The sequence below is a fragment of the Candidatus Dactylopiibacterium carminicum genome, from assembly GCF_014736495.1.
GTDB lineage: Bacteria > Pseudomonadota > Gammaproteobacteria > Burkholderiales > Rhodocyclaceae > Uliginosibacterium > Uliginosibacterium carminicum.
Genome location: NZ_MDUX01000061.1, coordinates 1 through 22,064, shown reverse-complemented (window position 1 = coordinate 22,064; position 22,064 = coordinate 1). Strand labels below are relative to the sequence as shown.

The 22,064-nt window shown below is 58.6% G+C and carries 19 protein-coding genes and 1 pseudogene; 8 read left to right on the top strand and 12 right to left on the bottom strand.

The features are described 5' to 3' along the window. Positions 1 to 373, bottom strand: a pseudogene (locus tag BGI27_RS14975) (transposase); the annotation flags it as partial. A 102-nt stretch (positions 374 to 475) separates the two neighbouring features. On the opposite strand from BGI27_RS14975, the gene BGI27_RS14970 reads away from it, so the two are divergent. Further along, positions 476 to 709, top strand: coding sequence for a hypothetical protein (locus tag BGI27_RS14970; protein WP_095525632.1), 234 nt, complete (start codon positions 476 to 478; stop codon positions 707 to 709). Continuing rightward, on the top strand, positions 706 to 1,083 hold the full coding sequence (locus BGI27_RS14965) for a GtrA family protein (protein ID WP_095525631.1): 378 nt from the start codon (positions 706 to 708) through the stop codon (positions 1,081 to 1,083). Before BGI27_RS14970 ends, BGI27_RS14965 begins: the two co-directional genes overlap by 4 nt. On the opposite strand, the gene BGI27_RS14960 is transcribed toward BGI27_RS14965, so the two are convergent. From BGI27_RS14960 to tig, 6 genes are all read right to left on the bottom strand, one after another. Then, the gene (locus tag BGI27_RS14960) at positions 1,084 to 1,869 is read right to left on the bottom strand and encodes a TatD family hydrolase (RefSeq protein ID WP_095525630.1); all 786 of its coding nucleotides are present in this window, start codon (positions 1,867 to 1,869) and stop codon (positions 1,084 to 1,086) included. A gap of 203 nt (positions 1,870 to 2,072) precedes the next feature. Next, entirely contained in the window at positions 2,073 to 2,432 is a 360-nt protein-coding gene (locus BGI27_RS14955; protein ID WP_095525629.1) for a PilZ domain-containing protein, read from the bottom strand. Positions 2,433 to 2,540: 108 nt separating this feature from the next. After that, entirely contained in the window at positions 2,541 to 4,964 is a 2,424-nt protein-coding gene (lon, locus tag BGI27_RS14950) for an endopeptidase La (protein ID WP_095525628.1), read from the bottom strand. A gap of 84 nt (positions 4,965 to 5,048) precedes the next feature. Next, on the bottom strand, positions 5,049 to 6,320 hold the full coding sequence (gene clpX, locus BGI27_RS14945) for an ATP-dependent Clp protease ATP-binding subunit ClpX (RefSeq protein WP_095525627.1): 1,272 nt from the start codon (positions 6,318 to 6,320) through the stop codon (positions 5,049 to 5,051). A gap of 29 nt (positions 6,321 to 6,349) precedes the next feature. After that, on the bottom strand, positions 6,350 to 6,928 hold the full coding sequence (clpP, locus tag BGI27_RS14940; RefSeq protein WP_095525634.1) for an ATP-dependent Clp endopeptidase proteolytic subunit ClpP: 579 nt from the start codon (positions 6,926 to 6,928) through the stop codon (positions 6,350 to 6,352). 122 nt (positions 6,929 to 7,050) lie between these two features. After that, complete coding sequence (tig, locus tag BGI27_RS14935; protein ID WP_095525626.1) at positions 7,051 to 8,361, bottom strand: trigger factor; 1,311 nt, start codon at positions 8,359 to 8,361, stop codon at positions 7,051 to 7,053. Positions 8,362 to 8,538: 177 nt separating this feature from the next. Between tig and BGI27_RS14930 the strand changes: the two genes are divergently transcribed. Next, a complete protein-coding gene (locus BGI27_RS14930; RefSeq protein WP_170943064.1) occupies positions 8,539 to 11,844 on the top strand; it encodes a PAS domain-containing hybrid sensor histidine kinase/response regulator in 3,306 nt (1,101 codons plus the stop codon). Further along, the gene (locus BGI27_RS14925; protein WP_095525624.1) at positions 11,844 to 13,943 is read left to right on the top strand and encodes an ATP-binding protein; all 2,100 of its coding nucleotides are present in this window, start codon (positions 11,844 to 11,846) and stop codon (positions 13,941 to 13,943) included. Before BGI27_RS14930 ends, BGI27_RS14925 begins: the two co-directional genes overlap by 1 nt. A 65-nt stretch (positions 13,944 to 14,008) precedes the next feature. On the opposite strand, the gene BGI27_RS14920 is transcribed toward BGI27_RS14925, so the two are convergent. The 5 genes from BGI27_RS14920 to BGI27_RS14900 form a co-directional block, all read right to left on the bottom strand. Beyond that, positions 14,009 to 14,617: an AP2 domain-containing protein gene (locus BGI27_RS14920; RefSeq protein WP_223871830.1), complete on the bottom strand. Its 609-nt coding sequence runs from the start codon at positions 14,615 to 14,617 to the stop codon at positions 14,009 to 14,011. Positions 14,618 to 14,684: 67 nt separating this feature from the next. After that, a complete protein-coding gene (locus BGI27_RS14915; protein ID WP_170943063.1) occupies positions 14,685 to 15,464 on the bottom strand; it encodes a formate/nitrite transporter family protein in 780 nt (259 codons plus the stop codon). A gap of 101 nt (positions 15,465 to 15,565) precedes the next feature. Continuing rightward, entirely contained in the window at positions 15,566 to 16,534 is a 969-nt protein-coding gene (mnmL, locus tag BGI27_RS14910) for a tRNA modification radical SAM protein MnmL/YtqA (RefSeq protein ID WP_095525621.1), read from the bottom strand. Then, positions 16,531 to 17,331, bottom strand: coding sequence for a S1/P1 nuclease (locus BGI27_RS14905; protein ID WP_223871832.1), 801 nt, complete (start codon positions 17,329 to 17,331; stop codon positions 16,531 to 16,533). The genes mnmL and BGI27_RS14905 overlap by 4 nt, the downstream gene beginning before the upstream one ends. Positions 17,332 to 17,368: 37 nt before the next feature. Further along, positions 17,369 to 17,644 carry a SlyX family protein gene (locus BGI27_RS14900; protein WP_223871829.1) on the bottom strand — a complete coding sequence of 92 codons (276 nt, stop codon included), beginning with the start codon at positions 17,642 to 17,644 and terminating at the stop codon, positions 17,369 to 17,371. Positions 17,645 to 17,719: 75 nt separating this feature from the next. On the opposite strand from BGI27_RS14900, the gene BGI27_RS14895 reads away from it, so the two are divergent. The 4 genes from BGI27_RS14895 to BGI27_RS14880 all read left to right on the top strand — a co-directional run. Continuing rightward, positions 17,720 to 18,565, top strand: a complete 846-nt coding sequence (locus BGI27_RS14895; RefSeq protein ID WP_095525619.1) for a 23S rRNA (adenine(2030)-N(6))-methyltransferase RlmJ — start codon at positions 17,720 to 17,722, stop codon at positions 18,563 to 18,565. A gap of 246 nt (positions 18,566 to 18,811) precedes the next feature. Beyond that, the gene (locus BGI27_RS14890; protein ID WP_170943062.1) at positions 18,812 to 20,602 is read left to right on the top strand and encodes a PAS domain S-box protein; all 1,791 of its coding nucleotides are present in this window, start codon (positions 18,812 to 18,814) and stop codon (positions 20,600 to 20,602) included. Next, positions 20,506 to 21,585, top strand: a complete 1,080-nt coding sequence (locus BGI27_RS14885; protein ID WP_223871831.1) for a PAS domain-containing sensor histidine kinase — start codon at positions 20,506 to 20,508, stop codon at positions 21,583 to 21,585. Before BGI27_RS14890 ends, BGI27_RS14885 begins: the two co-directional genes overlap by 97 nt. Before the next feature lie 372 nt (positions 21,586 to 21,957). After that, a partial coding sequence (locus BGI27_RS14880; protein ID WP_141239830.1) for a transposase occupies positions 21,958 to 22,064 on the top strand: 107 nt, incomplete at its 3' end.

The window sequence follows — 22,064 nt, the reverse complement described above, 5'->3', positions numbered from 1 at the left end:
TGCCAGGCGTAGTACCCACTCGGATGGACCCGCATGACCTTGCACATGCGTCGGATTGGCCAGACGTTCTGATGCGCTTCGATGAAGGCGTACCTTACCCGGACTGCTTGGCAAAGTACGCTGTGGCCTTTTTTAGGATGTCGCGCTCCTCGGTTACCCGCTTGAGCTCGGCTCGTAGCCGACGTAACTCGTCCTCTTGGCTATCCTGCGTTTGACGCTCCTGCGGCGTCAGGCTGTAGCGCTTGATCCATGCGTACAGACTGTGGATGCTCACATCCAGTCGCCCGGCAACGTCCGCAACGCTATGTCCGCGATCGGTCACTTGCTTGACCGCTTCAATCTTGAACTCTTCCGTGTATCGCTTGCTACTCATAGACACCTCCACTTGGTTGCCAGCTTAAGGCTTCGAAGTGTCTAGTGAACCGGGGGCGATTCAATCGCGCCGCTGAAGGTATGGAGCTATATCGGCTTCCTGGTGGCTTTTAGCGCATTCGCCTATGGCTCCTTCATCGTGCTGCGTACGCTGCTGTTCGGCATCGATGTGCCTGGCTACGCCTCTTTGCTGACGGTGATGCTGTTCATGTCCGGCCTGCAGCTGATCGGCCTGGGTGTGATCGGGGAATATCTCGGGCGCGTCTATCTGGAAAGCAAACGCCGCCCGCCCTTCGCAATCCGCGCCGTGCAGCGACATACGCCCGGGACTCCATGATTCACGAGGAATTCAGGCGTTTCCTGCGCTTTTGTGCGGTCGGCGTGGCGAATACCGGCTTGCACCTGCTTGTGGTGCTGGTATTGGTGGAGTGGCTGCACTGGCGGCCGTCTCTGGGCAATGCACTGGCCTTTGTCTGCGCCAATCTCTTTTCGTTCGCGGTCAACAGCCGGTGGACTTTCGCAGGCTCAAAAGGCGGGTTCGGCCGCTACCCACGATTTCTCGCCGTGTCCTTGAGCGGGCTGCTCATTTCCTGGGCCAGCGTCGAAATTGCGCAATGGCTGGCATTGCACTATCTGGTAGGAGTCGTCGGTTCAGTGGGCCTGGTTGCCCTCTCTGGCTACGTGCTGAACCGATTGTTCGTGTTCCGCTGATCAGGCGGCTCCTTGTGCCTCAGCTGCGCGTGGAAAGCAGCGCCAGAAATTGGTGCTGCTGGCGTTGGCGACAGCCTCTATCCCGATGCCGCGCAGCCGTGCGATCTCGGCTGCCACACGTGGCACATAGGATGGCTCGTTGAGCTTGCCTCGATAGGGAACCGGCGCCAGATAAGGTGAATCTGTCTCGATCAGGATCCGTTCCAGCGGGATGCTCGCGGCCACTTCTTTGATCTGGGCCGCGTTCTTGAACGTCAGGATGCCGGAAAAGGAAATGTGGAAACCAAGAGCCATGGCGGCTTCGGCCACAGCGAGATTTTCGGTGAAACAGTGCATCACACCGCCGACCGTGTCTGCCCGCTCCTCCGTCAGGATGCGCAGTACATCCTGCGCTGAGTCGCGAGTATGAATCACCAGCGGTAGTCCGGCTTCGCGCGCAGCGCGGATGTGCACGCGAAAGCGCTCGCGTTGCCATTCAGGCTGATCCTTGTGCCAGTAATAGTCCAGCCCGGTTTCGCCGATGGCGATGACCTTCGGATGCTTCGCCAGTGCCGCCAGGCATGCCACATCAGGCTCTTCGCCTTCCGTGTTTTCCGGATGAACTCCGACGGTGGCGAACAGATTCTGGTGTGAATCGGCCATCTTCAGGATGCGTGGAAAATTTTCCAGATTCACACCGATGCAGACAGCGTGAGTCACCTTCGCGGAGGCCATGCGCTCGAACAAGGCCTCTTCCTGATTGGCCAGATCTTCGAAATCGATGTGGCAATGTGAATCGATGAACATGAGTCTTCTACAAAACAACAACCGGGCTTTTTCCTAATCCCGTCCAGTTAAAACAATGCCGTCATTCCGGCATAAGCCGGAATCTAGTCTTTTCAGGCCCATCCGCTGGATCCCGGCTTACGCCGGGATGACGCCGAATCGGAGATTCTGGCGCTTAACTGACTGGCATTAGGCTTGCAGTAACGACGATGTACAAGTCGCGCTCAAAGCGTATGCGTCGGCCGGCTGGAGCCCAGGGCCCCTCCCAGCACCTGCTCGATTTTCACCTTGACCACACTGCCGCCTTCATCGGGCGCGAACTGCACGCCCACCCCCTGAGTCCGGTTGTTCTGCGCGTTGGCCGGCGTGATCCACGCAACCTTGCCCTTGACCGCCAAGCGGGTCGGATCATCCATCAACTGCAGCAGCATGAAGACTTCGTCTCCAGGCGCGTAATTCCGGTTGGTCGGGATGAACAGCCCACCGCCTTTCAGAAAAGGCATGTAGGCCGCATACAGGGCCGATTTGGAGTTGATGTTCAGCGAGAGAACCCCGGCCCGCACACTCGGCTGTTTCGGTTCCATGTTCGATCCGCGAATGAGACTGTGAGATTAAACGGCATGCAGTTCGAAAACACCAGCTGATGCCGCGCTGAAACAGGAACGGGGCGACAGGCGCCCCGTTCCATCTCATCAGTGAGTCACCAGCGTTCCGGTGTCATCCACGTCACCGGGAGACTCTGTCGCAACCACCGGAGCGGGGGCTTCGGTCTCGGGCAAGGGTTCAGGCTGACGTTCAAGAGTATGCTCCAGCACCTGGTCGAACCACTTGACCGGGATGATCTCGATGCGATCCTTGATGTCACCCTGAATGTCCGCCAGATCCTTGACGTTCTCTTGCGGAATCAGGGCCTTGCGGATACCACCGCGCACCGCGGCAAGCAGCTTCTCCTTGAGTCCACCGATGGGAAGCACTTCACCGCGCAGCGTGATCTCACCAGTCATGGCGACATCGGCGCGTACCGGAATCCCTGTCAGCACGGAAACCAGTGCCGAAGCAATGGCGATACCTGCGGAAGGACCATCCTTGGGCGTGGCGCCTTCAGGCAGGTGGATGTGGATGTCGCTCTTGGCGTGGAAGTCTTCGGCGATCCCCAGTTGACAAGCGCGCTTGCGCACCACCGAGAGTGCTGCCTGGATGGATTCCTGCATCACTTCACCCAGCTTGCCCGTAGTGATGATCTTGCCCTTGCCAGGCAGATTCACCGCTTCGATGGTCAGCAGTTCACCGCCCACCTCAGTCCAGGCAAGGCCAGTGACCTGACCAACCTGATTGTCCTTTTCGGCCATGCCGAAGGAATAGCGACGTACGCCAAGATACTTGTCGAGATTCTTGGCGTTCACCACGACCTTGGACTCACGCTTCTTCAGCACCAGCGCCTTCACCACCTTGCGGCAGATACGCGAGACCTCGCGCTCCAGACTACGCACACCGGCTTCTCGCGTGTAGTAGCGGATGATGTCGCGCAATGCCTCTTCGGTGACTGACAGCTCGGTCTGCTTCACGCCGTTGTTCTTCATCTGCTTGGGCAGCAGATAGCGCTGGGCGATATTGACCTTCTCGTCCTCTGTGTAGCCGGAAAGACGAATGATCTCCATGCGGTCGATCAAGGGGCCGGGGATGTTGAACGAGTTGGCGGTAGCCACGAACATCACTTCGGACAGGTCGTACTCCACTTCGATATAGTGGTCGACGAAGGTCGAATTCTGTTCGGGATCCAGCACCTCCAGCAATGCCGAGGAGGGGTCGCCGCGGAAATCAGCGCCCATCTTGTCAACTTCATCCAGCAGGAACAACGGGTTGCGCACGGCGACCTTGGCCATGTTCTGGAGAATCTTGCCGGGCATCGAGCCGATATAGGTACGGCGGTGACCCCGGATTTCGGCCTCATCACGCACGCCGCCCAGCGACATGCGCACGAACTTGCGGTTCGTTGCCTTGGCGATGGATTGCCCGAGCGAGGTCTTGCCGACGCCGGGAGGGCCGACCAGGCACAGAATTGGCGCCTTCAGGCGATCCACGCGCTGCTGTACGGCTAGATATTCCAGGATGCGTTCCTTGACCTTGTCGAGATTAAAGTGATCCTTGTCCAGCACCTTCTGGGCTTCGGCCAGATCCTTGCTGATGCGCGATTTCTTTTTCCAGGGCAGCCCGGTCAGGGTTTCGATGAAATTGCGCACCACCGTGGCTTCGGCTGACATGGGCGACATCAGCTTGAGCTTCTTGAGCTCGCTCTGGGCCTTGGTCAGCGCTTCCTTGGACAAGCCGGAAGTGTTGATCTTCTTCTCAAGCTCTTCGAGGTCAGCCCCCTCTTCGCCTTCGCCAAGCTCTTTCTGGATGGCCTTGACCTGTTCGTTGAGGTAGTACTCGCGCTGACTCTTTTCCATCTGGCGCTTCACACGACCACGGATGCGCTTTTCGACCTGCAGGATGTCCAGTCCGGTTTCGAGCTGCGACAGCAGGCGCTCCAGGCGCTCGCCGACATTGAACAATTCCAGCACGGCCTGCTTCTGTTCCAGCTTGAGCGGCAGATGCGCTGCAATGGTATCGGCCAGGCGGCCAGCTTCTTCGATGCCGGCCAGCGAAGTCAGAATTTCCGGCGGGATCTTCTTGTTGAGCTTCACATACTGGTCGAACTGACTGATGATCGCGCGACGCATCGCTTCGATTTCATGCGAGCCACGCTCATCGCTGACTACGGGCGTAACCTGGGCAACGAACAGATTGCGCTGATCCTCGATGGAATCCACGCGTGCGCGTTGCGCACCTTCGACCAATACCTTCACGGTGCCGTCGGGCAGCTTGAGCATCTGCAGAATGTTGGCAATGCAACCGATGTCGTAGACATCTTCGGCGGAAGGCTCATCCTTGGCGGCGGACTTCTGCGCCACCAGCAGGATGCTCTTGCCACCTTCCATGGCCACTTCCAATGCCTTGATGGATTTGGGGCGCCCGACGAACAGCGGGATCACCATGTGTGGGAAGACCACCACGTCGCGCAGCGGCAGCAGCGGCAATTCGATGGTTTCGGCAGGCAGTTCAGGCTTGTTTGACATAGGAGGTTTCTCGGGGGGCGTACCCAGACAAGCTGGGGGCAGACGTTCGGGAATCAAGCCCTTTCGGGCCTGATTTCCTCGCGCTCAGTTCGAGCCTGAAACCTTGGGCTGCTCGGCATAGATCAGCAGCGGGGCAGTTCCGGCATCGATGGTGTTTTCGTCGATGACCACCTTGCTGACATTCTCCATGCTGGGCAGTTCATACATGATATCGAGCAGCACACTCTCCAGGATGGAGCGAAGCCCGCGTGCACCGGCGCGGCGCTTGATGGCGCGACGCGCAATGGCTTGCAGAGCCTCGGGGCGGATTTCCAACTCCACCCCTTCCATCAAGAATAGCTTTGCGTACTGTTTGACTAAAGCATTCTTAGGTTCGATCAAGATCTGGATCAGCGCGACCTCATCCAGCTCCTGAAGGGTTGCAACTACCGGCAGGCGTCCGATGAATTCGGGGATCAGACCGAACTTGATCAAATCCTCTGGCTCGCACTGGCGCAGGGCCTCGGAAACCTTGCTGTCGTTGCGCGAGCGCACCTCGGCCCCGAAACCGATTCCCACCGTTTCGGTCCGGTTGCGGATGACCTTCTCCAGGCCATCGAAGGCACCACCGCAGATGAACAGGATGTTGGCGGTATCGACCTGCACGAAATCCTGGTTGGGATGTTTGCGCCCGCCTTGCGGTGGCACGGAAGCCACCGTGCCCTCGATGAGTTTCAGCAGTGCCTGTTGCACGCCTTCGCCCGAAACGTCACGCGTGATCGAAGGGTTGTCGGACTTGCGCGAAATCTTGTCGATCTCATCGATATAGACGATCCCCTGCTGCGCACGCTCGACGTCGTAGTCGCACTTCTGCAACAGCTTCTGGATGATGTTCTCGACGTCTTCGCCAACGTAGCCAGCCTCCGTCAGCGTGGTGGCATCGGCCATCACGAAAGGCACGTTGAGCAGTCGCGCCAGCGTCTGAGCCAGAAGCGTCTTGCCGGAGCCGGTCGGGCCAATGAGCAGGATGTTGCTCTTGGCCAGCTCGACGTCGTCCGCATTGCGCGCAGGATGGCGCAAACGCTTGTAGTGGTTGTAGACCGCCACAGCCAGAATTCGCTTGGCTGAGAGCTGGCCGATCACATACTGATCCAGAATCTCCGCGATCTCGCGCGGCGTGGGCAGCTCGCCCTTTTCCATGCGCGTGTTGCCATCCGCACCGATTTCGTCGCGAATGATGTCATTGCACAGATCGATGCATTCATCGCAAATGAATACGGAAGGCCCTGCGATCAGCTTGCGTACTTCGTGCTGACTTTTGCCGCAGAACGAACAGTAAAGCAGCTTGTCGCTGCCACCAGCTTTCTTGTCCGCCATTTTCAGCCGTCCTAGTTGATGTGCTTCACTCAGGCCGCATCGCTGCGGTTGGTGAGCACCTTGTCGATGAGGCCGTACTCGGCAGCCTCGGCCGCCGACATGAAATTATCGCGATCGGTATCGCGTTCGATGCGCTCCACACTCTGGCCTGTATGCAGGGACAGCATCTGGTTGAGCTTGGCGCGCAGATTCAGGATCTCCCGGGCATGGATCTCGATATCGGTGGCCTGCCCCTGGAACCCCCCCAGAGGCTGGTGAATCATCATGCGCGAGTTGGGCAGAGAGAAACGTTTGCCCTTGGCGCCCGCCGCCAGCAGGAAAGCACCCATGCTGGCCGCCTGCCCCACACAGAGCGTGCTGACATCCGGCTTGATGAACTGCATGGTGTCGTAGATCGACAACCCGGCAGTGACCGATCCACCCGGAGAGTTGATGTAGAAGTAGATGTCCTTGTCCGGATTTTCGGATTCGAGGAACAGCAACTGCGCTACCACCAGATTGGCCGTGACGTCATTGACAGGCCCAACCAGGAACACGACGCGTTCCTTGAGCAGGCGGGAATAGATGTCGTAGGAGCGCTCCCCGCGGCCACTCTGTTCGACCACCATCGGGATCAATCCAAGACCGACGGGATCCCAGACGTTCTGTTGTGTCACTGGATTACTCAAGATTGCTTCTCCTCGCGAATCCGGGAAACGGCGCCAGCCCGAAGGCTGGCGCCCCTACAGCATCAAGCCTGAGGAGCTTGCTCCATCAGCTCGTCGAAACTCACTGCGCGCTCAGCCACCTTGGCCTTGCCCAGCACCCACTCGACCACATTTTCTTCGACCACGGCATCCTGCACGTCACGCAGGTTTTCAGGCTTGGAGTAGTACCAGCGCACCACTTCCTCGGGCCGTTCATAAGTTTGCGCCACTTCGTCGACGCGGGCGCGCACCTGTTCGGGCTTGGCCTGCAGATCATGCTTGTCGACCAGGTCGGCAACAATCAGGCCAAGTTTGACGCGCGTGGAGGCCTGCTCGGTAAACCAGGCTTTTTCCACCGGCACATTTTTCGCATCCACACCGCGGCGGACCAGATCCTGCTTGGCAGCTTCAGCCATGCGCTCCGATTCGCCATCGACCAGTGCCTTGGGCACTTCGAAACCGGCAGCCTTGGAGAGCGCCTCCAGCGCCTGATCGCGCACACGGGCACGGATACGGCGGGCGATTTCTCGCTCAAGGTTGCTCTTGATCTCGGCACGCATCTTGGTTACGTCACCATCCGCGACGCCCAGCGCCTGGGCAAATGTGGCGTCCACCTCCGGCAGGATCGGCACTTCCACGGCCTTCACCGTGATTTCGAACTGTACTGCCTGACCAGCCAATTCCTTGGCGTGATATTCCGCCGGAAAGGTCAGATCGAAAGTCTTGCTTTCACCTGCCGACAGACCTCGCAACGCAGCGTCGAATTCCGGCAGCATCTGGCCACCACCGACCACCACGGGGAAATCACTTGCCTGACCGCCCGCGAAAACTTCGCCATCCTTGCGCCCAGTGAAATCGATCACCACGCGGTCTCCCTCCTGGGATGCGCGCTCGGCCTTTTCGAATGCCGTGCGCTGCTTGCGCAGCACTTCGATGGTGCGGTCGATCTCGGCGTCTCCCACGCTGAGGGCCGGACGCTCGATCTCGACCGCAGTCAGATCTTCCAGCACGACTTCAGGGAACACTTCAAAACTGGCCACGAATTCCATCTTGCCTTCGGCCGCGTCCTGCTTCGGCTCGATGTTGGGAGTACCTGCCACACGCAATTTCTGTTCCTGGACAGCCAGACGGAAACTTGATTCGACGGCATCACCCAGAACTTCCGCACGCACCTGCGGGCCATAAGTCTGTTCGACCAGCTTCAGCGGCACCTTGCCGGGACGGAAACCAGCCATCTTGACCGTGCGAGCCACACGCTGGACGCGTGCAGCCACTTCCTTCTCGATATCGGCCAGCGACACAGCCAGATCAATGCGGCGCTCCAGTGCGCCCAAGGTCACTTCATTCGTTTGCATGCGGAAATTCCCAGATCAAAAGGAGTGAAACAATGGCCAAGGCCACCGCCCCATGAGATAAACCAACAAACGGTGGATTTTAGCACAGTACACCAAGCTCTCCCGGGGCGCTTAGTAGGCCGTGCCACAATGAAAAACCATCAAGACTCTCGTCCCCGGGCCGATAAGCCAAGAGCCATGAACTCTTCTTCCCAGATGTGCGGCCATCAGGTGCATAACGCCACCAAACCCATCCTTGCCTGGGTGATCTGGGCTGGCCTGTGCTCCATCCTGCTGCTGCTGATTGCCCCTCCTCTCTGGCTGGCCGTCCCTGCCAGCACACTGGCTTGCTTGCTGCCTGGCCTTTATCTGCTACGTGGTCAGATTCAAGCTGCAGTACGTGCTGAAACCAAGGCCGATGAAGCACAGGCGGCCAGTGATGCATTCCTGCAACGCATGCTGGATGTCATTCCCCACCCTGTCTATGTCAAGGACGCCGAAAGTCACTATGTGCTGGTCAACGAAGCCTTTGCCCGCGACAAGGGTGTCAGCCGCGAGACATTGATCGGAACGAACGGTATTCCGGAGCGCTATCAAGCCGCTGCGCAACTTCAAAGAGAAGAAGATGAAGCTGTAATTGGCGGTAGCGCCTTGCGCAAGGAGGAGCACAAGACCCATCTCGTGACCGGCAAGCCCGTGTACCGGATCATTGCTAAAGGTAGTTGCCCTGATCGTTTTGGTGCGCCGGTCATCGTTGGTTCCCACTTCGACATCACCGAGCTGCGTGAGGCGCAAAATCAGCTGGCGGCCTCACTGGATCGCGAGCGTGCAATGCGCGATCGCATGCACGATTTCACCCAGCGCCTCATCGACGTTATCCCGGGGCCGGTTTTCGTTCGTGATCCAGACGGTTACTACCTGATGGTTAACGACGCATTCTCTCGGGAGTACGGCAGTACCCGAGAAAAGCTGCTGGGAACCCGCGCTTACAACACGGAAGCCACTACTGCGAGGGTACGCGAAGAGGACGACAGGTTGCTTGCGGGCGAAACTGTGCTCAAGGAAGAGCATCTCCCGCATTTCGAAACCGGTGCAGAACGCTTCCGCATCATCAGCAAGCAGGCTTGCGAGGATGCCGAAGGCAACACGGTGATCATCGGCGCTCACTTCGACATCACCCCGTGGCGGCAGGCAGAGCGCCGGCTACAGGCCGCACTGGCACGCGAACAAACCCTGCACGAAGCAACGCTGCTCTATATACAGCGCATTCTCGATCTGCTGCCCGACCCGGTCTACGTGAAGAGCGCAGAGGGGCGCTATCTGCTCGCCAATGCGGCGTTCGCTCGCGAGCGCGGGGTCTTGCGCGAAACCATCATCGGACTGACCGCCCACGAATTGGGCAACGATGCCGTCGCCAGTGACACATCCGAAGCGGAAGACCGACTGGTGCTTGGTGGAGAGGATATTTACAAGGAGCAGCACACGCGGCATCCGACCTCCAACGAGGAAGTCTTCCGTATCGTGTTCAAGCGCCGCAGCAGCGACCCGCGAGGTGCACCGGTCATCGTCGGGGCCCACCTGGACCTGACACGCTGGAAGATCGCCGAACGTGAGCTGACGGATGCGTTGGCTCGCGAGACTGCGCTCAGGGAGCGGGTCCAGACCTTCATGCAGCGCCTGATCGATGTGATTCCGCAGCCCGTTTACGTCAAGGATCAGCATAGCCGTTTCACGATGGTCAATGAGGCATTCGCGGCCGACCTGCAACGCCAGCCGGACGAACTGATCGGTTTGGGCCCCGAACAGATCGAACATGACCAGACACAGATCGTGCGGGTTCTGGAGGAAGACCATCGGGTACTGTCCGGCGAGATCATTCTCAAGGAAGAAAAGCGGCGCCACTCGATTACCGGCCGTGAAACCTACCGGCTCATCTCCAAACGCAGCAGCCTTGATGCAGAGGGTTTGCCCGTCATCGTCGGAGCAAACTTCAACATCACCAGTTGGCGGGAAGCCGAAATCCGTGCGGAGCGGGCCAGCGAGGCGAAATCCGATTTCCTTGCCAGTATGAGCCACGAGATCCGCACGCCGCTCTCCGGTGTGATCGGCATGCTACGCACCACGCTGCGACGCGAGCCTCTGGGCAAACCGGCGCGCGAAAAGCTCAGCATCTGCGCGACGAACGCCGAGCATCTGTTGGCCATCATCAATGACATCCTCGACTTCTCCAAGATCGAGTCCGGGCAACTCAGCCTGGAGGAGATTGATTTCGACCCCCGCAGTCTCGTCCGGGAAGCCTTGCTGGTCTCGCAGGAGCAGGCGCGTGCAGCGGGACTGAGATTCGAGGTGCTGTTCGGTGATCACCTGCCGCGCGCCTTGCGGGGTGATCCGACGCGCCTGAGACAAATCCTTCTGAACCTTGTAGGCAATGCGCTCAAATTCACGGAGCGTGGAAGCATCAGCGTCACGATGGATGCTAGCCCTGCCGAGGGAAAACTCTATCTGCTCCGCTGCGAAGTCCGGGACACCGGCATCGGAATTCCCGCGGAGGCACGCAGCAGGATCTTCGAGCAGTTCCAGCAGGCAGACAGCTCGACCACACGGAAATACGGTGGCACAGGCCTCGGGCTCGCCATCTGCCGTCAGCTCGTCGAAGCCATGAGCGGTGAAATCGGAGTGGAAAGCGAACTGGGCAGGGGGAGTAGTTTTCAGTTCAGCGTCCCCCTGCAGGCTGGTGCCCTGGAGCCCTATCAGGAAACAGGACAGGCCGTACGTCCGCACAGCCGACACCTGAAGATCTTGTGCGCGGAAGATGCCCCGACCAATCAGATGGTCATCCGCGAGCTGCTGGAGGAGATGGGGCATCGTATCGACATCGTGGAGAACGGTTTTGATGCCATCGTGGCCTTGGCCAAACGTGATTACGATCTCGTGCTCATGGACGGGCGCATGCCTCGCATGGACGGCGTGGCGGCCACACGGGCGATCCGTGCGGGTGGGCTGCCCGAGATCCGTGTCCGCAATCCTGCCATCCTCATCGTTGCGCTGACGGCGAATGCGGGCAAGGAAGATCGCCAGGCCTACCTGAACGCCGGCATGAATGATTTCCTGACCAAGCCGGTTGACGAACAACGCCTGCATGCCTTGATCTCGCAGACGATCCGGGAGCAGGACGATGCAGAGGCCAGCACAGGCAAGCCTGCTGGCAGCAGCCAGAAGCGGCTGTTCCAGTTGCGCATGCGCCAGGTCTTTGATGCGGAGATACCGTCGCACATCGAAACGGTGGAGCGTCTGATGTCAGTCGACGATGCTGAGGCGCTGGCACGTGAATTCCACAGCATCCGTGGTGGTGCCTGCTACACCGGAGATGAGGATGTATTCAACCTGTCCGGAGAGCTTGAGGCACTGGCGGATAGCCGCGATTCTGCCCTGCCCGCTCGCTGGCAGGCACTGAAGGAATTTTTGCTCGGTTTACCGGCCAGCCGGACACAAGGAGATAGCTGATGCGCAAACGATGGCGGGGCTTTCTGCTTTACGCGCTGTTCCTGTCCGTCACGGCTTCGTGTCTGTATTTCCTTTCCCTGCCGTCCTGGCTTGACCTTTTGCTGCTGGCCTTGCTGGCCTGGATCGCACACATCCTGTCCGACCTGCGCAACACGGAAACGGGTTGGCGAGAGTTTACCCAACGCTTCATCGATGCCATTCCGGAGCCGATCTACATCAAGGATGCCCAAGCCCGCTTCCTGATGGTCAATGAAGCCTTTGCCCAGGAACGACGTGTCAGTGCAAGTGCCTTGATCGGGCAGACATCCTTCGATCTGGCACGGGATGAACAGACCAGTGAGCTCGTAGCGCAGGAAGATGCCGCTGTACTGGATGGTAACGTCGTATCCAAGGAGCAACACACCACCTATCCCATCACCGGCGAAGAGTGCTATCGGCTGGGGTCGAAACGCTTGTGTAACGGACCACGTGGCGAGCCCTTGATCATCGGTGCCCATTTCGACATTACGGGGCTCCGTCATACGGAAATCCGCATGCAGGAGGCACTCATCCGCGAGACGCTGCAACGGGAGAGGATGCAGACCTACATGCAGCGCGTCATTGATGTGATTCCGCAGCCGGTCTATATCAAGGCTGCAGACAGCAGCTATCTGATGATCAACCAGGCCTTCAGCAAGGAGCGCATGTTGGGTGCAGATTCCTTGCTGGGCAGGACTCCTTACGATCTGGCCAAGGATTCCTCTTTTGCTGAACGTGTGATCGCTGAAGACCAGGAAGTGCTCTCCGGCCGGATGGTACTCAAGGAAGAGCGCCTGCCCCATCCCGTGACCGGCGCAGAACGATTCCGCATCATCTCTAAAGGTAGCTGCCTTGATCCCCAGGGGAATCCAGTGATTGTCGGGGCAAATTTCGACATCACCAACTGGCGGGAGGCCGAGCAACGCTGGCAGCAGGCCAGTGCAGCAAAATCGCACTTCCTGGCGAGCATGAGCCATGAGATCCGCACCCCACTATCGGGCGTGATCGGCACCCTGCAGCTGGCACTCTCCACGCGGGGGATATCCCCCGACGTCCAGAATTACCTGGCCAATGGTCTGCAAAGCGCAGAGAACCTGATGGTCATCCTCAACGATATCCTCGACTTCTCTGCCATCGAAGCCGGCAAGTTGAAGCTCGAGGAGCTGGCCTTCAACCTGCCGGAATGCCTGGAGGCCGCGCTGACACCGTGGCGCATCCAAGCGAAACAGAAAGGGCTGGAATTCCTGGTCGACACGGATCAATCGCTAGCCAAGCATGTCCGGGGGGATCCGGGACGTCTGAAGCAGATTCTCGTGAACCTTCTGAGCAATGCCATCAAATTCACCGAGCGGGGTGAGTTGCGCATCGCTTTCCGTACCAGACCAGCCAAGCAGACAAACAGATTGCTGCTAGAGGCTAGCGTGGCCGATACGGGCATAGGCATCCCGACGCAAGCCATGCCTGGGCTATTCAGGATGTTTCAGCAGGCCGACACGTCGAGCACGCGGCGATTCAGTGGCACCGGGCTGGGACTCGCCATTACCCGGCAATTGGTTGAAGCCATGAATGGCAGTATTCAGGCGCAGAGCGAGTCCGGGCAAGGCAGCCTGTTTTCATTTCAGCTGGAACTGGGGCTGGCCGAAGCAGATGAGATTGTGGAAGAACACGGTCTGCGCCCACATGCTCGCCCGCTGCACGTCCTGTACGCGGAAGACGTGCGTGTGAACCAGTTGATAGTCTCCGCACAACTACACCAGATGGGTCATACGGTAGAAATTGCCGGCAATGGGCGAGAAGCGCTTGAAGCGTTGGCTAGAACCGACTTTGATCTGGTACTGATGGACGGTCGAATGCCGGAAATGGATGGTCATGAAGCCACACGCCTGATCCGTGAGGGTGGGCTTCCCGGGCTACCTGTCCGCAAACCGCAGATCCATATCGTTGCGATCACGGCAAACGCAGCCCTGGAGGATCAGGAAGCCTGCCTTGCTGCCGGAATGAATGAAGTACTGATTAAACCTGTCCGCGAAGCTCAGCTCCATGCCCTGCTCCAGCGCTTCATCGACTGTCATCCGGGCTGAAGAAATGGATAGCCAATGAAAAAACCCGCCTGAGGCGGGCTTTTCTACAGACGGTGGTGAACAAACTACGGACGGGCATCTGAACCGGCAGCAGTCTTGCCGCGCCGTACGGGCTTGCGGCGTACCGCTCCAGGGTTGAATTCACCATCCAGATGCTTCAGTGCATCCTTGCGTGCTTTCAGTGCCATCTTGAATGCACCTTCTTCTCCGTATTTCTTTACCGAGAACTTCACGCGCTTGCGGCGCCCATCCGGCAGAGGCCAGGAAGCCACCCAGAACCAGCGCTGCTTTTCTTCTGGCAGATCGCGGGTCTCCGAAGCGCAGTAGCGGCATACCCCCACCACGCCGGAACGGTTATTTTTCTTGACGATATTCGAGTATTCGCGCATCGAGAAAGGCGGATGCTTGGCGATGATCTCGTCACGATACGCCTTTGCAGCCAGGAAAGATTTCTGCTTGCCGCCATGCACTCCATCACTGAAATGCTTGCGGAAAATCTCGCCACGCCGTTGGACGGTCACGAGCCAGCCGTGGGTGCGGCTGACCTCGTTATCTACCCTGCTGATTCCGTACACACTGCCTCGGCTCACTTGACTCCTCCATCTGGCTGTCTTGAATGACGGCGGCGATGAAAGGAATTTCGGCCAGGGCAATGAAAACTTTAGGAAGAACAAGCACTAGGAGTCGCTTCAGGGAAGCCGCCGGTCATGCCACATGAAAGACGGCCTCCGAATTCCGTCGTCAGGAGCCGTTGCCGCGAATCTCGGCCGGGTTGATGTAGCGGAACGGAATGCCCACGAAGAGCGCGCCGCCGACGATGTTGCCCGCCGTGGCGAACACCAGATTGAAGATAGCCTCGCGTGCAGTGATGGAACCATTGCCGAACAAGGACATGGAGAAGGTGCCCATGTTGGCGATCGAGTGCTCGAAGCTTAGATAGAGGAAGATGAAGACTACCGTGATCATGATCGTGATCTTCGCGATGTCCTCCTTCATGCTCAGCGCCAGGCGCACGGCCAGGCAGACGATCCAGTTCGCCAGGATGCCCTTGATGAAGATGGCGAAAGCCCCCTGATGTACCTTGTGGGCTGCCCCGTCATACAGTGCATGGTCAAGTGGCAGTGCATCCAGGGTGCCCGCGCCGTAAAGCAACAGGGCCACGATGATCGCGCCAATCAGGTTACCGGCGTAGCACACTGTCCATAGCAAAACGCTCTGCAGCCAGGTCGTCTTGCCTTCGGCCGAAGAAACGGCCAGATACATGTTGTTGCTCGTGAACAGCTCGGCATTCGTGAAGACAATGATGCACAGCCCGACACCGAAGAAGGCCGAGGAGATTACCTTGCCGAAGGGAGAGTCGTGCAGGTTGTGGGCAAGACTCCAATAGACGAAGACGATGATGGACAGGTACATCCCGGCCAGGATTGCACGGGCCAGGTAGCGGCCAGGGTCACGTTCAAGCAGGGAAATCTTGCGCACGCCACTGGCGGCGGACTTTTCGACGTAGGGACGGTCGATCATGATGCAGCATTGCTCCAGAGGAAGGGTCACGGCGAGATGCCGCTTGCGCATTGCAGCACAAGCAGCGTTTGTAGGCTTTGATACAGGCGAAACGAATCCGATCAGGGCGGATGAAATCGCCCTTGCCAGCTGTTTCTGGCATGCAATACGGCATCCAGTCGGGCCGGGAACTCCGATAGCCGGAAGCCCCAATCCGGCGACAGCCGCAGTCTGGGCGGGACTTCGCTGCCCAGGCGCTGGATCTTGAAATCCGGGGGCAAGCACTCAAGCATGTCCGCCACGCATTCCAGGTAGGTCTGTGGGTCCAGGAGTGGCACACTTGCCGGATCACGCAGGTACTGTTGTGCTAGGCGCGTATGCCGTACCACCTGCAACTGATGGAATTTCAGCGCATCCAGTGGCAGTTGTGCCAGTGCCCAGGCGCCGGTGCGTAGCGTTTCCGGCGTCTCACCCGGTAGGCCCAGAAGCAAATGCCCGGTGATGAAAAGCCCCCGCGCTGCGGCTCTCGTGACAGCCTCGCGGCTACAGGCGAAGTCGTGCCCTCGCAGGCAGTCGGCCAGGACTTCGTCATTGCAAGACTCAATGCCGATCTCCAGCTCTACCAGGCATTCCCGAGCCAAGCGCATCAGAAGATCCAGCACCTCATCAGGCAAGCAGTCTGGACGCGTGCCGATCACCAGCCCGTCAATGCCCGGCTGCGCCAATGCCTCACGATAGGTGTCCTCCAGGCGCTGGAGGTCGCCATAGGTGTTCGAATAGGTCTGGAAATAGGCGAGATAATGCTTTGCGTCGGGATAGCGCCGACGCATGAAGGCCATTCCGGTCGTGATCTGTTCCCGGATCGTCGGCTGTTCTCGCAGATAAGAAGGAGAGAAGCCGTCGTTGTTGCAGAAACTACAGCCACCGATGCCCAATGAGCCATCCCGGTTCGGACAGGTGAAGCCTGCCTCTACGGATATCTTCTGTAATCGGCCGCCATGGGTTGCACGAACCCAGTCGTTGTAGGCGTTGTAACGACGCCCACTGAATAGCGTAGGGGCTTCCCTCTCCTGAATTGCTTCGTCCTTCATCGCAGGCTGGCGTTGAGCAACCCGGCCAGCCTTTGGGCTGCCAACAGAATCTGCTGACGGATGACAGGCACGCTGGCGGCTTGATAGGCAGCATCCAGTTCGAATTGATCGGGCGTTGGCTGACCACATGCGAACCCTGGCAGACCTGCGAATACGCTGTCACGGGAGACATCACGACTCTCCAGCATCCAGCGCCTAGGCTCTGCAGGGGAATAAGGTGGCTGAGTTGGGCGTTCATCCAGCGCCGGAATCTTCCATCCTTTCACTGCTGCGTCCAGCAAGGCGTCATCCCAGACCGTGTGAAGCGTGCTACCCGACTTTTGCTTCTTTCCGGACAACTGCGCCGGCTTGCTGCCTGCTGCTCCCTGCTCGCCGGAATGCAAAGGCATGTGCAGATCGCCAACGAGATGCACAACCCATTTGAGTGCCTCGTTGCGCTCTCGATGGCTGCGCTGAAGATCCGCCAATATTTGCGTTTGTGTCACGATGATTTCATCCACGCAAAGTCCTTTGGGGCACTTGCCGAGCGCTTCGCTGCAGACCTGGTTCGTGCGGGAATGCCAGCCTCTGTAGGCCGCAGGATTGTTGGCACGCTCATGTTCCCTTATTTCATCTGGCCAGGATGCAATCTGTGTCAGACGATCACGCCCCGAAGGCTCTCCCCGGGCATCCAGGTCACCTTCAAGCAAAGCTTCCACATCAGCACGCGCCTCCGGGGTGAGTGCCTGCCAGGCCAGTTCGGCAACCAGGGCGTGACCACGGCCATTCCAGGCCAGCGCGGATTGTCCGCCCAGCATACATAGCAGCATTACAAGCAGGGTTCGCATGGTCAGATCAGTAATGCGGGGGAATCTCTTCGCGTAAATCACGAGGTTCGCCAGATTCAGGCGCGCGCGCCTGCAGTTGCTGGTACAACACTCGGATCTGGGCCTGCAACTGCTCGATCTGCTCCTGTTGGCGAAAGACCGTGCGATTCAGCACGTCAAGCATGTCATCCGCCAAGCAAAGCTTCTCCTCCAGCGCCGAGATACGTCCTTCGTCCATCACGCCTGCCTTCACGGAATCAAGAAAGAGCGCGAAGATACTCCTTACTCGCCGGCTCTGCAGCATTCCGACGCGGTCTTAGTACGCAGATTTGCATGCGTTCGGCCTACAATCCTCCGCCCTGTTCCTGAAGGTTTTTGCATGCTCAGTTATCGTCATTCCTATCATGCTGGCAATCACGCCGACGTGCTCAAACACACTATTCTGTTGCAGTTGCTGGAGCATCTGGGCAAGAAGGACAAAGCCTACTGGGTCGTGGATACGCATGCCGGTGCTGGCCTCTATGCGTTGGACAGCCCGCATGCGGAAAAACTCGGCGAGTACCGCGAGGGAATCGGTCGGCTGTGGGAGCGTTCCGATCTGCCGCTGGCGCTGGCGCACTATGTTGCCCAGGTACGCGCCTGCAACCCGGATGGTAGCCTGCGTGCTTACCCCGGCTCTCCCTGGCTGACCCAGCAGGCGCTGCGTTCTCAGGACCGCCTCCGCCTGTGTGAGTTGCACAGCACGGATCTGCGTCTTCTCGACGAATATCTGGGCCATACCGACAAGCAGACGCAGATTTTCGGAGAAGACGGTTTTTCGCGCCTGAAGGCCCTGCTTCCGCCCCCCAGCCGTCGGGGGCTTGTGCTGATTGACCCTTCATATGAGCTGCGTGAGGACTATGCTCGTGTCTGCGAAGCGTTGAAGGATTCCCTGTCGCGATTTGCGACCGGTACCTACGCTATCTGGTTTCCGCTGTTGTCTCGCCCCGAATCGCGACACCTGGCGTCGAAACTCAAGACCATTGCCGGCAGGGATTGGCTCTACGCAGCATTCTGTGTACGCGAGCCTCAGGCGGAGGGGTCCGGCATGTATGGCAGTGGCATGTTTATCGTCAATCCTCCCTGGACATTGGCAAAGACACTTGAGCTAGAACTTCCCTTCCTGCAGAAAACGCTGGCTCAGGGACCGGGCGCTCACCATGTACTGGAACAGCATGTCTCCTGATATTCGACCTCCCTGCCATCAACGAAGGGCAACAGTGCGGGTCTTGCCCACAAGTCTTTCGTTACCGTGTGAGTCTGCTTGGGCGGCCATAATTCGACATTCCGCTTGCAGACGGCCCCATTTCCCGACGTCACACACTCACGCATGAATCCGGCCCATCCAGCCCCCCTGTCCCCGCATTTGCCGAAGGCTTCTCGCATGCCGCCGGCACTGCAGCGTATACGCCAGGGGGTCTGGATTTTTTATGTGGCCACCGTCCTGATGCTGGTCGTGGCATCGGTCTGGTTCACAAAGGAGGATTACTACAACACGCTGGCTGCAGCACAGCGGCAAGCGCTATCACTGGCCCGTTCTCTGGATGAACACATTACCCGCTCCTTCGTCTCGGTAGATCAGGCCATGCAGAACGTCGCCGAGGATATCGAACGGGCCGGGGGTATGGATCGCGTTGACGAGCATTGGGCCTACGAACGCTTGAAGAGTAAGGTGGAGAACACACCCCAGATCCGCGCCATCATCGCTATCGATTCAAAGGGGGTTCTGCGCGCGCACGGGCTGGAATATCCGACGCGGCGCGTGAGTCTGTCCGATCGTAGCTACTTCCCCTACCACCAGAAGAACATCGAAACCCGCTTGCGCATCGGGGAACCCATCATCAGCCGGACCGACTACAAATGGCTGATCCCGCTGACCCGCCGTGTCAATGTCGCGGACAATAACTTTGGCGGCGTGCTGCTCTCGGGGGTCGAACCCGACTACTTCTTGCGCTTCTATGAATCCTTGCACCTCGAGCGCGGTACCCGCGTCGAAATCCTGCGCAATGACGGAGTGATACTGCTCAACTATCCGCTGAACATTCACGTCCTTGGAACCCCTCTGAACGAGATCCTGCCTGCAAGCTACGAGTTGCTGCTGCGTCTGCGTCACGGTTTCGAACGGATGGATTATGCGGAAGAAGATCGTTTCGTGGCGCAGCTGCAAAGTAGCTCGTCACTGCCCTTGACGGTCCGCGTAAGCCTGGATGCCGGCCAGGTGTTGCAGCATTTTTATCAGAGCGCATGGGTCCGTGCGCTCTCCGGGCTGTTTGCGATCTTTATCCTCAGCGTCATGCTCTATCTGCTGCTGCGCCAGATCAGGCGCCTGGCAGAGTCCGAGGCACGTCTGCACCTGACCCAATACACGGTCGACGAATCTCCCGACATGATCCTGTGGTGCACCTCTGACGGCCGCTTGTGTTATGCCAACAGGCTTCTTGGTGAGGTCTGTGGCCTGTCCCAGTCGCAACTGGCGACGCGAAACATCACCGAGCTGCTCACGGACGGCGCACTGGCCTGGGAACGATTGCGTGCCGATCTTCTTGAGCATCAGTCTCACCACAGCGAAGGCTTCCTGTCATGCAGCGACGACAAACGCGTTCCGGTCGCCATCACGCTGGCTCCCTTGACGGATGCCGGGCGCGATCTATATTGCGTGACCCTGCGGGACATCAGCGAACGCTATGCCGCCGAAACCGAGCTTCGTCGGCATAGGGATCATCTTCAGGAACTCGTTTCCGAACAGACCCGAGAGATCCGCAACATCCTTGATGCCAGTCCATTGGCCATCATGCTGTCGGTGAACGAGCAGGTTCAGTTGATCAATCCAGCCTTCGAAACCCTGTTCGGGTATGAACAGCAATCAATCACGGGATTACCAGAGCAGCTCGTTTACCTGTCGCAAGAGGAATACAACAAACTGCGTGGCGCGCTGCACAGTCGGATTTCGATGGGCGGAACCTTCCGTGCGGAAACCCAACTGCGCCGGCGTGAAGGGGGAAGCTTCTGGGCTTCGTTGTTCGCCAGGGCCCTAGACCCACAGGATCTTGCCAAGGGCGTGGTCTTCATCTTCGAGGATGTGAATGCACAGCGTAGTGCCGCTTTGGCGCTGAAACAGTCCGAGCGATCAAGCGCTCGATTCTGGATACTGCTGCAGATGCCTTTGCCCTTATCGATACCCAGCGCCAGTTCGTCGATGTCAATCAGGCCTTGTGCCGGATGATCGGGATCCCGCGCAGCATGCTGCTGGGGCAGACTCCCGAGGCGGTTTGGGGCGACGTGCTTGCCCGGCGCATCTTCCCTATGGATTTTTCTCAAGGGGGGCAGGAAGAGCTCGAATTGCCCGTGGCTGGCAGCGAGATGCTGCATGCTTTCCTGATCAAGCGTGGCAGCCTGGGGAACGAACAAGGCGAAGCCAGCCACCGGTTCGCTTTTCTTATCGATATCCAGCACCGCCGGGAAGTCGAACGCTCACTGGCCGAAGCACGGGATCTGGCCGAAGCGGGCAGTCAGGCCAAAAGCCGCTTCTTGACGAATATGTCGCATGAACTGCGCACCCCGATGCACGCTATCCTGTCTTTCGCGGAAATGGGTCGGCAACGGGCCGCGGGCGATGAATCCAGTCATCTGGGCCGTTACTTCGAACGCATCGAAAACGCAGGCCGACGCCTGCTGAGCTTACTCAACGATCTACTCGACCTCTCACGGCTCGAGGCAGATCGGATGACCTACGAGAAGCAGCGACATGATCTTGTCGCCACCATTCAGGGCGCCATAGCGGAAATCTCGGCCTTGCTGCAAACCAAGCATCTGCGGATTTTCGCTGAGGATCACGAACCTCTGATCGCAGTTTTTGACCGAGCCCGTATTACGCAGGTGCTGGTCAATCTCTTATCCAATGCCGTGCGTTTCAGTCCGGAGAACGGCAGTATCCGCATAGAACTGGTCACCAAACATATCGATGCAAACGGCCGACACATGATGGGCTTCTCTGTCCACAATCTTGGGCCGGCCATTGCCGCCGAAGACATGGAGCGCATCTTCGAATCCTTCGTGCAGGGCAGTCACAACGCAGGTGGAGGCACCGGTCTGGGGCTGGCCATCAGCCGGCGCATCATGCATGACCACGGTGGCAGCATCCAGGCTTCAAACCATCCGGATGGTGGAGCAGAATTCACCGTATTACTGCCTGCAGAAGAGCCCTGAAGCCCGATTCAAAGGGCTGTGCTTATCTCAGCCATACGCTCCTGGTTCCGGTGTCTGATGGCGAGAAATGCGTCACAGTGCTGACGAAACTCTTCACTGCTCTTGGGCATGGATACTCGGGCCCGGGTGATGTCCGAAATGAGATCATGCGCCCGCATGATCAGGCGCAAGCCATGCTCACATTCCAGAGCCAGGCACTCGGAAACATCTGCTGGAAGAACCGGTTGGTAATTGCGTAACGACTCGCCTGCGACAGTAAAACGTGCCCATACGTCGAAGATAGAAGAGTCGGTACGCAGCACCTCGCACTGAATCGCCCCCGGTTCACTAGACACTTCGAAGCCTTAAGCTGGCAACCAAGTGGAGGTGTCTATGAGTAGCAAGCGATACACGGAAGAGTTCAAGATTGAAGCGGTCAAGCAAGTGACCGATCGCGGACATAGCGTTGCGGACGTTGCCGGGCGACTGGATGTGAGCAT